7 protein-coding genes are annotated in these 14,504 nt (G+C 68.3%); 3 read left to right on the top strand and 4 right to left on the bottom strand.

Going from position 1 to position 14,504, the window contains the following annotated elements; all coding sequences use genetic code 11:
* Nucleotides 1-175: 175 nt before the first annotated feature.
* From UCD39_RS04680 to UCD39_RS04665, 4 genes are all read right to left on the bottom strand, one after another.
* Nucleotides 176-2,377 carry a prolyl oligopeptidase family serine peptidase gene (locus tag UCD39_RS04680; protein WP_330494915.1) on the bottom strand — a complete coding sequence of 734 codons (2,202 nt, stop codon included), beginning with the start codon at nt 2,375-2,377 and terminating at the stop codon, nt 176-178.
* Between the two features lie 128 nt (nt 2,378-2,505).
* The gene (locus UCD39_RS04675) at nt 2,506-3,906 is read right to left on the bottom strand and encodes an ABC transporter ATP-binding protein (protein ID WP_330494914.1); all 1,401 of its coding nucleotides are present in this window, start codon (nt 3,904-3,906) and stop codon (nt 2,506-2,508) included.
* 24 nt (nt 3,907-3,930) lie between these two features.
* On the bottom strand, nt 3,931-5,691 hold the full coding sequence (locus UCD39_RS04670; RefSeq protein WP_330494913.1) for an ABC transporter permease: 1,761 nt from the start codon (nt 5,689-5,691) through the stop codon (nt 3,931-3,933).
* Nucleotides 5,692-5,748: 57 nt separating this feature from the next.
* Nucleotides 5,749-5,994, bottom strand: coding sequence for a hypothetical protein (locus tag UCD39_RS04665; protein WP_145734714.1), 246 nt, complete (start codon nt 5,992-5,994; stop codon nt 5,749-5,751).
* Between the two features lie 713 nt (nt 5,995-6,707).
* Here UCD39_RS04665 and UCD39_RS04660 point away from each other — a divergent pair.
* From UCD39_RS04660 to UCD39_RS04650, 3 genes are read left to right on the top strand one after another with little or no spacing between them, the layout of a single operon-like run.
* Nucleotides 6,708-8,129, top strand: coding sequence for an efflux RND transporter periplasmic adaptor subunit (locus UCD39_RS04660; RefSeq protein WP_330494912.1), 1,422 nt, complete (start codon nt 6,708-6,710; stop codon nt 8,127-8,129).
* Nucleotides 8,126-11,341 (top strand): efflux RND transporter permease subunit, encoded by a 3,216-nt coding sequence (locus tag UCD39_RS04655; protein ID WP_330494911.1) that lies wholly within the window; start codon nt 8,126-8,128, stop codon nt 11,339-11,341. The genes UCD39_RS04660 and UCD39_RS04655 overlap by 4 nt, the downstream gene beginning before the upstream one ends.
* 13 nt (nt 11,342-11,354) lie before the next feature.
* Nucleotides 11,355-14,465, top strand: coding sequence for an efflux RND transporter permease subunit (locus UCD39_RS04650; RefSeq protein ID WP_330494910.1), 3,111 nt, complete (start codon nt 11,355-11,357; stop codon nt 14,463-14,465).
* Nucleotides 14,466-14,504: the final 39 nt, after the last annotated feature.

The raw sequence follows: 14,504 nt of genomic DNA, 5'->3' as shown, positions 1-14,504 counted from the left end.
GCGGGGTCCAGCCAGTCCACCCCAGCCCCCAACGGGGAAAGGAATGGCGGAATGGCGGGCAAGGACGTCATGGCACCAGGCGGACCCATGGGGGCGGAACAGCGTGAGGAAAAACAGCCCCCTACTATGGGCCACCCGTCCCGCCCGCGACAGCCTTAAAGCATCCGCACAGCCGTCACTTGGCCGCCGGCGGCAGGGTCATGGCCAACTGGTCGAACAGAAAACCGTAGATGTCGGTCGACAAGGCCACCCGCTCCGCCAGGGAACTGCCATGCCCATGCCCGGCATTGGCGGTTGTGCGCAGCAGGATGGGCAGGCCGGCGGGGTCGGCCGCCTGCAGCCGCGCCACCATCTTGCGCGAATGCATAGGGTTAACCCGCCCGTCATTCTCCCCCGTGGTCAGCAGCACGGCCGGATAGCGGGTGCCGTCCGTGACGTGGTGATAGGGGGAATAGGCGTAGATGGCGCGGAACTGCGCCGGATCGGTCACCGTGCCGTATTCGGTGATGTTGAAGGCGCCGTTGGGGTCCAGTTCGGTGCGGACCATGTCGTAGAGGCCCACGTTGCCCACCACGGCGCGGGCCAGTTCCGGATGCTGGGTCAGGGTGGCGCCCATCAGCAACCCCCCGTTGCTGCCGCCGATCAGGGCCAGATGGTCGGCATCGGTGTAGCCCCGCTGGACCAACAGGCGGGCCACGGCGGCGAAATCGTCGAAGACGTGCTGCTTGTTGGTCAGGCGGCCGGCATCGTGCCAGGCCTCGCCAAATTCCGCCCCGCCGCGCAGGTTGGCGACGGCGTAGATGCCACCGGCGTCCAGCCACAGCCGCTGTTCCGCCGCCAGCTGCCCCGGCGTCAGGCTGATGCCGAAGCCGCCGTACCCCGTCAGCAGCGCCGGCGCCTTTCCACCCTTGCGGGCGCCCTTGGGGATGATGAGGGTGACCGGCACTTGGGTCCCGTCCGCCGAGATGGCGGCATCGCGCACCACCTCGGCATCGCCGAAGTCCAGCCCGCCGGAGGCGGTGAGCTTGGTCTCGTCCATGCTCTGCCGCCGCTCGTCATAAACGGCGTACAGCGGCGCCCTGAGATAGGTGGTGACGTCATACAGCACGCGCCCGCCGGCCAGGGGCACCAGTTCATGGTTGGCGGACACCGGCGGCAGGGGCAAGGGGCCCAGGGGCTGGCCCGTGGCTGGTGCCACCATGGCGACGCTGATCGGCCCGCCCTCGATGCGGCGCAAATAGAGGCGGTTGTCCGTCACCGCTAGGGAGTGCGACCCCCGGTCGGACAGCAGCGCCGCCTTGCCCTCCGGCACCAAGAGCTTGGCATGGGCCAAGTCAGTGTCGCCCGGCGCCAGGCGCAACAGGCGCCCCGCCGGGGCGTTCAGCCGGGAAATCAGGTACAGCGCGCCATCCGGGCCGGGCGTCACCGCCACCACCTTGTCCGCGAACCGGGTGACCGGCACCGGCGCGCCGGTGGGACCGGCGGATGCCGGCAGCAGGAAATGCTCGAACTCGCCGCCATCGCCGTTGGCGACGGAGATGACCAGCGGGCCGGTGCCCTCGCGGTTGTCCAGCTCCACCTCCGCAATGCGGGGGAAGTCATGGCCCAGCACATAACTGTCGTTGCGCGGGTCCCCGCCCAGCGGGTGCCAGTAGACCTGCATGAAGAAATGGCGGTCGGCCTCCGGGCGCTCCTCGCCTGGGTAACGGGTGTACCAGAAGCCCTTGCCATCGGCGGACCAGGCCAGGTCGCCGCCGCCGGTGGGGTATTGCACGCGGGCAATGACGTCACCCACCTCCGCGCCGGTGGCGGCGTCGAAGACATGGACACTGCCGTTCTCGCTACCGCCAGTGGACAGGCTGGCCGCCACCAGCCGGCCGTCAGGCGAGGGCACGAACCAATCGACCGCGGTCAAGCCGCGCGGGTCGATCTTGTTGGGGTCGATCACCACGCGGACGGGCAGGTCCCGCGACGGCGCCGTGGCCATCGAGTCGTCGATCATGACGATTTGCGGCTGTTGCAGGCGGGGATCGGTCAGGCGGGCGAAGAGATGGCCGCCGGCGGCGCGTACGCCGGAATAGCGAGTCGGGGTGGCCGCGATCAGGGATGTCAGCCGCGCCTTGATGGCGGCATGCTGGGGCACGGCGTCCAAGTAGACGCGGCTGTAGGCGTTCTGGTCGGCGGACCAACGCTTCACGACGGGATCGGACCAGTCCTCCAGCCAACGATAAGGGTCGGTCACCACCTGCCCGAAATAAGTGTCCGTCACCGGCTTGGCCGGCGTGGACGGCAGCCCCACCGCCCCGGCGGCGTTCCCCCACAATCCCGCCCCAATGAGGGCGAGCGCGAACAGGCGGCGGGAAGTGGGGCGGACCATGGGCATCTTCCGGAAAAGCGAACGGGCCGCGCAGTGCATCACCGGCGGCCCGTTCTGCCAAGTCCCTTCCGTCGCGCGCCGCTGAAATCAGCATCCTGGCCGATGCAGCGGTGCCCCGCGGTCCCCCATCAGGCCTCTTCTTCCGCGTCCAGGTGGAACTGCTCCGTATCGCCGTCGTAGGCGAAGACCTCGGCATACCGGGCCCAGCTGATCATGGCCTTCAGCGTCTCATCCGCCGCCGTCTCGGACATGTAATCCTCCAGCTCCGTCTCGAAACGGGCGCGGGGGGCGCGGTGGTTGGGACGTTCCTGCAGGACGCGCCGGATGTGGCCGGCCAGGGGAATGCGTTGCAGCAGATGGTCGGCGAACAGCCGCTTACGCACGTCCAGCTCGGTCTGGGCGAACTGCCGCGCCGGCGCCGACAGGCGGATGTCACCCTCCACCACCTCGGCAAAGCCCAGCATCTGCAGGGTTTCCGCCACCTTCAACAGGTCGTCCGTGGACATCTGCAGGGCGGAGGAGATGACCGGCAGGTCGGCCACGCCGTTATGCGGCGCGCCGTCCACCAGTTCCATCAGGCCGGCCAGCACGTTGGTCGACACGTGCGGCAACTGCAGGCTGAGGCCCGCGGCCAGCGTCTCGGCGGGGCCGGGGGCCGCCTTGGGGCGACGGGTCATCAGGCCGTAGATGTGGTCCACCATCTGGCGGAAGGCGGGATCGGTGCGGACGCGTGGATGGGGCAGCGTCACCTCGATCTCCGCCGCCACGCGGCCCGGATTGGACGACATCACCAGGATGCGGTCGCACATCTGCACCGCTTCCTCGATGTTGTGGGTCACCAGCAGCACAGCACCGATGGCCAGGTGCCCGTCCGCCCACAGGTCCAGGAAGTCGGTGCGGACGGTTTCGGCCGTCAGCACGTCCAGGGCCGAGAACGGCTCATCCAGCAGCAGGATGCCGGGGTCCAGCACCAGGGCGCGGGCGAAGCCCACGCGCTGGCGCATGCCGCCCGACAGCTCGCGCGGGTAGGCGTTCTCAAACCCGTCCAGGCCGATGAGGTCGATGGCGGCCAGCGCCCGGCGGCGCATTTCCGCCGGCGGGACGCCGCGCGCCTCCAGCCCCACCTGCACATTCTCCAGCACGGTCAGCCAGGGAAACAGGGCGAAAGATTGGAAGACCATGGCCACGTCATTGGCCGGGCCCGAAACCGGCTTGCCCGCCACCGACACCTGGCCGGAGGTGGAGGACAAGAGGCCGGCGATGATGCGGAGCAGCGTGGATTTGCCGGAGCCGGACCGGCCCAGCAGGGCAACGATCTCGCGCCGGTCCACCGTCATGTCCACCTTGTCCAGAACCAGCGGGCTGTCCGGATCGGCGTCATAGCGCTTGCTGACGCCACGCACGGTGAGGATGGGGGCGTTGCTGGACGGCGCGCGCGGGGCCACGCCGGCGGTGGCGAGGTCGGCCGGCGCGTTCACGCCCAGGGGGGTGCCCATCGCGGTCCGCAGGGACTTCGGGGTCAGGTTCATGATTTCGGTCTCCTTCCCGTGTCCTCAGGACACACGCAGGCGGCGTTCGGCGTACCCGTAGAGCGGGCGCCAGACCAAGCGGTTGAACAGCACGACGAAGCAGACCATGACGACGTTGCCCAGCACCAGGCGGGGGAAATCGGCGTCGGTCGTCATCTGAGCGATGTAGGCGCCCAGGCCGCGGGCCTGCACATGGGTGTCACCCCAGGACACGGCCTCCGCCACGATGCTGGCGTTCCAGGCGCCGCCGCTGGCGGTGATGGCGCCCGTGACCAGGTGGGGGAAGACACCGGGCAGCAAGGCGTCGCGCCACTTGCGCCAGCCGCGCAGGCGCAGGTTGGCGATGACGTCGCGCAGGTCCACGGGGTAGGCCTGGGCCCCGGCCACGACATTGAACAGGATGTACCACTGCGTGCCCAGGATCATCAGCGGCGACAGCCAGATGTCCGGGTTCAAGGTCCAATGCACGATGACGGCGACCGCCACGGGGAAGAACAGGTTCGACGGGAAGGCGGCCAGGAACTGGGCCAGGGGCTGCACGATGGCCGCCAGGCGCGGCCGCATGCCGACCATCACGCCGACCGGCACCCAGAAGATGGCGGCCAGGACGATCAGCACGATCACGCGGACCATGGTGGCGAGCCCCAGCAGCACGACGTGGCCGACATCGCCCCAGGTGACGCCGGTGGCCATGAAGCGGATGCCGTCCACGGCGACGTAGATCGCCATGGCGGCCAGCGCCCCCTGCCACACGTAATCGCCGATCTTGATGGCGCGGGGGCTGAGCCGCGGCGCCGCCAGCTTGAGCTTGGGCAGGGACGGGAAACGCCAGCGCAGGGTGGCGCGCGCGGCCCCGCCGGCCGGCCGGCCCAGCGCGCGGAACAGGGCGGACCGCTCCACCATGGTCAGCACCCAGGAGGTCGGGCGCTGTTCCGCCTGGACGGTGTCGGCGCGGAACCGATCCGCCCAGGCCACCAGCGGCCGGAACAGCAGCTGGTCATAGAGGATGATGACGCCCAGCATGGTCAGGATGACCCAGCCGATGGCGCCCAGGTCGCGCTGTTCAATGGCCAGCGCCAGATAGGCGCCGACCCCCGGCAGAGTGATGGTGGTGCTGCCCACGGTCACCGCCTCGGCCGCCACCACGAAGAACCAGCCGCCGGACATGCTCATCATCATGTTCCAGACCAGGCCGGGAATGGCGAAGGGCACCTCCAGCCGCCAGAAGCGCTGCCAGGTGGAGAAGTGATAGCCCGTGCACACCTCTTCCAGGTCGGACGGCACCGTCCGCAGCGACTGGTAGAAGCTGAACGTCATGTTCCAGGCCTGGCTGGTGAAGATGGCGAAGATGGACGCCAGCTCCGCCCCCACCACCTGGCCGGGGAACAGGCCCAAGAAAAAGGTGACCGTGAAGGACAGGTAGGTCAGCACCGGCACGGACTGCAGGATGTCCAGCGCCGGGATGAGGATCTGCCCGGCCCGCTGGCTCTTCACCGCCAGCGGCGCGTAGACCAGGGTGAACAGCAGGGAGGCGCCCAGCGCCGCCATCATGCGCAGCGTGGTGCGCAGGGCGTAATAGGGCAGGGTCCAGGGATCAAGCGTGATGGGGGTGCGTTCCAGCTGCGACAGCGGCTGCGCCACCTCGTGCCCGCCGAAGACCATGAGGGCCAGCAGGCCCAGGACCAGGGGCAGGGCCACCATGTCCCAGCGGGACGGCGCCAGGCGGGCCAGCGGGCTGGGAGATCCCAGCCCGTCACGGCCGCCGTGGAGGACGTGCATGGTCATCAGCCATTCCCCCCTTCGCCGGTGGTGTCGGAAAAGGCTACGGGAATCGAACGCCGGTCAGAAGGCGTGCCGCGTTCGGCCCTCCGACGGTGCGTCGTTGGCGGCAACGTCATTGGCGGCCACCGGGCGGCGCATCAGCATCCAGCCCATGACGGGGCGGCCGACGGCATCCTGCCGCCATACCAGCGTGAGGCCATGGCCAGAGTGCGCCGCGCGCTGGGCCTGCGCGGCCCGGGGCCCCGCCGCCATGACGGCGGCCACGGAATCGGTCCCGGCGGAAAAACGGGTCTTGTTGAGGGCCATTGCTGCCTCCGTCACGCGGCCGGTGCCCGGCGGGGACGAGGTGAAGGATGGGGGCGGCGGCGCCCCCGTCTCAGCAAGGGGTCCGACGCGCCCACCCACACCCCTGTCCCGGCTGGCGGTCTGAAGCGCCCAGTCGCGCCGGATGGGTCCGGCCAAACGGGTCCGCGCCGCTCTCACTAGGTCGAGGGTTCATTCTCAGGGTGGCTATCTGTGGGGTTGACGGCGTGCCGCCCGTCATCCGGAACCAGAAGTTCCAAACAGCGAAGGACAACCGACGGCCCGCCAATAAACCGGCAGGGGGACCTGCGTCAACCCCAAACAAAAGCGCAATTTGCCGCAATGCAAAAACATTTGCCCCGGCAGGACGCCAACGGCCCCGCTTTGGCGCCATGCGCCGATTGGCGCGGGGGACGAAGGACGGCGGATGCCATAAAACGGTCATGCCCGGGCAGGGACGGCCCGGTGGGGCAACCACCTGGCGGATCAGCGAAAGCGGACCGGTGCCGACGGGCGCAAGCGGTGCTGACGCCCGTGGCTTTTCAGGGTAAGAGGAAGCGCGAAACACCAGGCGGGGCAGTCGGGTACGGGCCATTCCCTATCTCACCGGCCATAGCCATCCACACAATAGACGATAATAGACGGGACAACAGGATCTCAGGCTGGCCGGCGTATAAACCCCGGTTCTAGAGATCATCGGGAAGGTTGGGATTTCGATGCGACGCAGTGTTTGGGTGTCTGCCCTGGTCGTGGTGCTGCTGGGGGGTGGCGCGTGGTGGGTGATGCACAAGAAGCCGGGCAGCCAGGATGCGCGGGGGGCCATGGGTGGCCCGCCCCCGGGCGGCCCCATGGGCGGACCGCCGGGTGGTCCTGGCGGACGTCGCGGCGGCTTTTCCATTCCCACGGTGGCGGTGACGCCGGTGGTCCTGGCCGACATGCCGGTCTACCTGGACGGCCTGGGCACGGTGCAGGCGCTGAACACGGTCACGGTCAGAACCCGCATCGGCGGCCAGCTGACCAAGGTCGCCTTCACCGAAGGACAGACGGTGAAGACCGGCGACGTCCTGGCCGTGGTCGATCCGCGCCTGTACCAGGCGGCATACGATCAAGCCGTGGCCAAGGTGGCGCAGGACCAGGCGCAGTTGGCCAACGCCCGCCTGGACCTGGAGCGCTATCGCGCCCTGGCGGCGGAGAAGTACGGCACGCAGCAGACCTATGACACCCAGAAGGCCACCGTCGCCCAGTATGAGGCGAATCTGAAGTACGACCAGGCGGCCGTGGAAACCGCCCGTACCAACCTGGACTGGACCGTCACCAAGGCCCCCATCGACGGCCGCACCGGCCTGCGCCTGGTCGACGTGGGCAACATCGTCAGTTCCAGCGACAGCACCGGGCTGGTGATCATCACCCAGATGCAGCCGATCGCCGGCACCTTCACCCTGCCGCAGCAGCAGCTGGACGTCATCAACAGCCACCTGGCCAAGGGCGAGACCCTGAGCGTTCTGGCCGTCAATTCCGATGGCCGCCAACTGGACAAGGGCACGCTGACCACCCTGGACAACCAGGTGGACACCACCACCGGCACCATCAAGCTGAAGGCCACCTTCCCCAACAAGGACAACCGCCTGTGGCCCGGCGGTTTCGTCAACATGCGCCTGCTGCTGGAAGTGAAGCCCAAGCTGGCGGTGGTGCCGGCGTCCGCCATCCAGCACGGCCCCAACGGCACCTTCGTCTACATCGTCAACGACGACAACACCGTCACCCCGCGCCTGGTCACCGTCACCTTGAACGAAGGCGACAAGTCCGCCCTGTCTGACGGCGTGAAGGTGGGCGAGCGCGTGGTGGTGAACGGCCAGGACCGACTGCAGGACGGCGCCAAGATCAACATCGCCAGCGCGGCCCCGTCCGCCTCGGGCGGCGCCGATGGCGTCCCCCCGGCGGCCGGTGAGCATCGCCGCGGCCAGGGCGGCAACGGCCAAGCCGGGCCCGAGGGCGAACATCACCGCCGCCGCAACCAGGGCGGCCAGCCGGGCACCGATCCGGCGCAGGGTGCGCCTAACGCCAATCAACCGGCGGCTGGCCAGCCGGCGGGTGGCCAACCCGCACCAGGAAACAGCCAGGGCGGTCAGCCGCGATGAACGTTTCCGCCCCCTTCATCGCCCGGCCGATCGCCACCACGTTGCTGGCGATCGGCATTGTGCTGGTGGGCGTCCTGGGCTATCAGGCCCTGCCGGTGTCATCGCTGCCGGAAGTGGACTTCCCCGTCATCCAGGTCACCACCCAGTTGCCGGGCGCCAGTGCCGACACCACGGCCACGCTGATCACCGCCTCGCTGGAACGCCAGTTGGGCCAGATTCCCGGGCTGGACGTCATGACGTCGATCTCCAGCTTCGGCGTGTCCAACATCACGTTGCAGTTCGGCCTGGGCCATAACATCGACGACGCGGCGCAGGACGTGCAGGCGGCCATCAACGCCGCGGGCAGCACCCTGCCCAAGACGCTGCCCTACCCGCCCACCTACGCCAAGGTGAACCCGGCCGATCCGCCCATCCTGTCGCTGGCGCTGACGTCGGAAACCCTGCCCATCGCCACCCTGTCCGACACGGCCGACAGCCTGCTGGCGCAGAAGCTCAGCCAGGTGTCGGGTGTAGGCCGCGTGACGGTGCAGGGCAACCAGCGGCCGGCCGTACGCATCCAGATCCAGCCGGAACGGCTGGCCGCGTACAGCCTGAGCATGGAGGATATCCGCACCGCCCTGGGCAAGGCCAACGTCAACCAGGCCAAGGGCAGCTTCGATGGCGCCGCCCAGGCCTACACCATCACCGCCAACGACCAGATCGAAAAGGCGGAGGCGTACGCCGACGTCATCGTCACCTACAAGAACGGCGCCCCCGTCCACCTGAAGGACGTGGGCGTGGTGACCCGGGGCCTGGAAAACGCCCGCGTAGGCGCCTGGTTCAACGGTAAGCAGGGCGTGCTGCTGGACATCCAGCGCCAGCCCGGCGCCAACATCGTGGAGACGGCCGACCGGCTGAAGTACAAGCTGAAGGAGCTTCAGGCCGCCCTGCCCGCCGGCATCAAGCTGACCATCGTCGCCGACCGCACGGAAACCATCCGCGCCAGCGTCCGCGACGTGCAGCAGACCCTGGTGCTGACCACCGTGCTGGTCGTGCTGGTCATCCTGGCCTTCCTGCGGTCCGGCCGCGCCACCATCATCCCGGCCGTGGCCCTGCCCCTGTCCCTGATCGTCACCTTCGGCGTCATGGCGCTGTGCGGCTTCAGCCTGGACAACCTCTCCCTCATGGCCTTGACCATCGGCACCGGCTTCGTCGTCGACGACGCCATTGTCATGATCGAGAACGTCATCCGCTACATCGAGGCGGGGGAGGCCCCCCTGCCCGCCGCCTACAAGGGCGCCAAGCAGATCGGCTTCACCGTCATCTCGCTGACGGTGTCGCTGGTCGCGGTGTTCATCCCCCTGCTGTTCATGAGCGGCATCATCGGGCGCCTGTTCCGCGAATTCTCGCTGACCCTGACCATCGCCGTCGTCGCGTCCGCCGTCGTGTCGCTGACCGTCACGCCCATGATGTGCGGCCGCCTGCTGCGCAGCCATGCCGCGGAGCAGGCCGCCCACCAGCGCCGCTCGCGCTGGGCGCGCTATTCGCCCCTGGAATGGACGGAGGCCGGCTTCAACTGGATGCTGAAGCTCTACGGACGCACCCTGGCCGTCGTCATGCGCTTCCAGTTCCTGACGCTGCTGGTGGCCATTGGCACCCTGGTGCTGACCGTCGTGCTGTACATGTGGATGCCCAAGGGCTTCCTGCCCAGTCAGGACACCGGCATCCTGGCCATCACGGTGGACGGCGACCAGGACAGTTCCTTCGCGTCCATGCGCCGCCTGCAGCAGCAGGTGGCCGACATCGTGGCGAAAGACCCCGACGTGGTGTCGGTGACCAGCTTCGCCGGCGCCAGCACCGTGAACCCCACGCCCAACACCGCCCACCTGTCCGTGGGCCTGAAGCCGCGGGACGAGCGCTCGGACAACGCCGACGCCATCGCCGTGCGCCTCAGCCACAAGCTGTCGGGCGTGCAGGGCGAGGTCTACGTCCAGTCGGTGCAGGACATCCAGATCGGCGCCCGCGCCAGCCGCACCCAATACCAGTACACCTTGGCCGACGCCGACGGCGTGGAACTGGCGGAATGGGCACCCAAGCTGGTGGCCAAGCTGCGCAGCCTGCCGCAGTTCCGCGACGTGGCCAGCGACCAGCAGACCAACGGCCGCCAGGTGATGCTGACCATCGACCGGGATCTGGCCGCCCGCCTGGGCGTCAGCATCCAGAGCATCGACGACGTGCTGTACGACGCCTTCGGCCAGCGCCAGATCTCCACCATCTATGCCCAGATGAACCAGTACCGCGTGGTGCTGGAGGTGCCGGACAAGCTGCAAACCAATCCCGAGGCGCTGGGCCGGCTGTACGTGCCCAGCACCGGCGGCCCCGTGTCGGTGAACGCCGTGGCGCAGAGCACCCAGGTCACCACCAACACCCAGGTGCCCTTGAGCTCGCTGGTGCGGATCGAAACCACCAGCGCACCCCTGACGGTGAACCACCAGGCGCAGTTCCCGGCCCTGACCGTCACCTTCAACCTGGCCGAGGGCCAGTCGCTGGGCGACGCGGTGGATGCCGTGACCAAGGCGGAGCGGGACATCGGCATGCCGGACACGGTGACCGGGTCCTTCGCCGGCGAGGCGGCGGAGTTCCAGACGTCCATCGCCAGCGAGCCGTGGCTGATCGCCGCCGCCGTGGTCACCATCTACATCGTGCTGGGCGTGCTGTATGAAAGCGTCATCCACCCGGTGACCATCCTGTCGACCCTGCCGTCGGCCGGCATCGGCGCCCTGCTGGCCCTGTGGCTGACCGGCAACGACCTGTCGCTGGTGGCCCTGATCGGCATCGTGCTGCTGATGGGCATCGTCAAGAAGAACGCGATCATGATGATCGACTTCGCCATCGAGGCGGAGCGGGTGGAGGGCAAGTCCCCCCACGACTCGATCGTCGAGGCCTGCCTGCTGCGCTTCCGGCCCATCATGATGACCACCATGGCGGCGCTGCTGGGCGCCCTTCCCCTGGCGCTGGAGCATGGCACGGGGTCGGAGCTGCGGCGCCCCCTGGGCATCACCATCGTCGGCGGCCTGATCCTGTCGCAGTTGCTGACCCTGTACACAACCCCGGTGATCTATCTGTACATGGAGCGGCTGCGCGCCTGGGTGGCCCGCCGCACCGGCGGCGACCGGACGGAGGACGTGCCGCCCCCCAACGCCCCGCCGTCCCTGACGGGCCTGGCGGAGTGAGGGCGGCCATCCCATGAGCATTTCCGAACCCTTCATCCGCCGGCCCATCGGCACGGCCCTGCTGGCCCTGGGCCTGGCGCTGGTGGGGGCGGTGGCCTACGCCTTTCTGCCCGTGGCGTCGCTGCCCAACACCGACCTGCCCATCATCTTCGTCCAGGCCCGGGAATCGGGGGCCGACCCCGTGACCATGGCCGCCACGGTGACCGCCCCGCTGGAGCGGCACCTGGGCGAGATCGCCGGTGTGAACGAGATGACGTCGTCCACGTCGCTGGGCGTCAGCACCATCATCCTGCAGTTCGACGTCAACCGTCCGGTCTCGGACGCCGCCCGGGACGTGCAGGCCGCCATCAGCGCGGCGGCGACGGACCTGCCCTCCGGCCTCACCAGCCAGCCCATCTTCCGCAAGGCCAACCCCAACGGCCGGCCGATCATGACGCTGGCGCTGACGTCCAAGACCCTGACCAACCAGGCCATCTTCGACGCCGCCGACGGCATCCTGGCCCAGCGGCTGTCCCAGATCGAAGGCGTGGCCCAGGCTTCGGCCGCCGGTGGCGAGAAATCCGCCATCCGCGTGCAGGTGGACGTGAACGCCCTGGCCGCGCGCAAGATCAGCCTGGCCGACATCAGCACCGCCATCACCAACGCCAATGTCAGCCAGCCCGTGGGCACCATGGATGGCGAAGACACGCTGATGACGGTGACCACCAACGACACCATGCTGAAGGCGCAGGATTACCGCGACCTGGTGGTACGCACCGCCAGCGGCACCGTCTTCCGCCTGGGCGATGTGGCCACGGTGCTGAACAGCTCGGAAAACATCCGCCAGGCGGGATGGTTCGGCACCCAGCCGGCCGTCCTGGTGTCGGTCCTGAAGCAGCCGGGCGCCAACGTCATCAAGACGGTGGACCTGATCAAGGCCAACCTGGGCCAGATTCAGAAATGGCTGCCGCCCGGCATCGAGATCAACGTCGTCAACGACCAGACAGCCACCATCCGCGCCAGCGTGGACGACGTGCAGGTCACCATGCTGATTTCCATCGGCCTGGTCATTCTGGTGGTGGGCCTGTTCCTGCGCCGCCTGGCGCCCACCCTGGCCGCCGCCACCGCCGTGCCCCTGTCGCTGGCCGGCACCTTCGCCGTCATGTGGCTGCTGGACTACAGCATGGACAACCTGTCGCTGATGGCCCTGACCATCAGCGTGGGCTTCGTGGTCGACGACGCCATCGTCATGATCGAGAACGCCGTCCGCCATCGCGAGATGGGCAAGCCGCCCTTGCAGGCGGCCCTGGACGGCGCGCGCGAGATCGGCTTCACCATCGTGTCCATGACCCTGTCGCTGGTGGCCGTGTTCGTGCCCATCATCTTCATGGGCGGGCTGGCGGGCCGGCTGTTCCACGAATTCGCCATGACCCTGACCGCGGCCATCCTGGTTTCGGGCATCGTGTCGGTGACCCTGACGCCCATGATGTGCGCCCGCTTCATCGACCATGCCCGGGAACGCAAGGCCAATTGGGCCGACCGCTGGGTTGGCCGGCCGCTGGACGCCGCAACCAACCTGTATATGAAGGGGTTGGGCTGGGTGATGCGCCACCGGATCATCATGCTGTTCGTGGCCATCGGCACCATCTTCGGCACCATCTACCTCTACGGCGTGGTGCCCAAGGGCGGCTTCCCGCAGCAGGACACCGGCCTGCTGCGCGGCAGCGTCCGCGCCTCCGCCGACACCTCGTTCCAGACCATGCAGCGCCGCATGCAGGAGGTGGTGAAGATCATCGCCGACGATCCGGCGGTGGCGGCCATCGGCGGCACCACCGGCGGCGGTGGCGGCGGGCCGGGCAGCAGCAGCGCCAACACCGGCAGCATGACCATCTCGCTGAAACCCCGCAATGAGCGGGACGCCACCGCCGATCAGGTCATCGCTCGCCTGCGGCCCAAGTTCGCCAAGCTGGAAGCCTTGCAGGTGTTCCTGCAGGCCGAGCAGGATCTGCGGTTCGGCGGCCGCAGCAGCGACTCGCAGTTCCAGGTATCATTGCTGAGCGACAACCTGGACGACCTCTATGAATGGGTGCCCAAGCTGGTGGCCCGGCTGAAGGAACTGCCGGACTACTTCCAGGACGTCAGTTCCGACCAGGACAAGGCCGGCCTGGACGCCAAGGTGGTGATCGACCGCGACCTGGCCTCGCGCATGAACCTGACGCCGTCTGACGTGGACGCGGCCCTGGGTAACGCCTTCAGCCAAAAGCAGGTCAGCACCCTGTACGGCGCCCGTAACCAATACCACGTCGTGCTGGAGGCGACGCCCAACGAGCAGACGGGGCCGGACGACCTGGTGCGCATCTACGTGAAGTCGGTGGCGGGCATGGTGCCGCTGTCGACCTTCGCCAAGGTCAAGGTGCAGGAATCACCCCTGTCGGTGAACCACGAGGGGCAGTACCCCTCTTCCACCCTCAGCTTCAACCTGGCCGACGGCGTGGCCCAGGTGGACGCGCTGGCCCGGGCACAGCAGGCGGTGACGGAACTGGCCATGCCCGCCTCCATGCGGGTGGAGGTGGGCGGCATCGCCCGCATCTTCCAGCAGCAGAACCAGGGCCAGCCCCTGCTGGTGCTGGCGGCACTGGTGACCATCTACATCGTGCTGGGCATGCTGTATGAAAGCTGGGCCCAGCCCCTCACCATCCTGTCCACCCTGCCCTCCGCCGGCATCGGCGCCATCCTGGCGCTGATGGTCACGGGCTATGAGCTTTCGATGATCTCTTTCATCGGCATCATCCTGCTGATGGGCATCGTGAAGAAGAACGCCATCATGCTGGTGGACTTCGCCCTGGCTGCGGAGCGCATCCAGGGCCTGTCGGCCCAGGAAGCCATCGTGGAGGCGTGCCGCGAACGTTTCCGACCCATCACCATGACCACCCTGACCGCCTTGCTGGGGGCCGTGCCGCTGGCCATCGGTGGCGGCACGGGCGCCGAAATGCGCCAACCGCTGGGCGTGGCCATCGTGGGTGGCTTGCTGGTGTCGCAGTTCATCACCCTGTACACCACCCCGGTGATCTACCTGGCCCTGCGGCCCAGGAAAGCGAAGATGTCCCGCCTGCACGCCGCGATGGCGGGGGTGAAGCGAAGCTGAGCTTTTGTTCCGAAGGCACGCGACCAAATGATAAGGGCC

This window comes from Nitrospirillum karajorum, from assembly GCF_036348415.1.
In the GTDB taxonomy this organism is placed as follows: Bacteria; Pseudomonadota; Alphaproteobacteria; order Azospirillales; family Azospirillaceae; genus Nitrospirillum; species Nitrospirillum amazonense_B.
The sequence above is the reverse complement of the archived record's forward strand: the minus strand, read 5'-3'. Positions and strand labels throughout refer to the sequence as shown.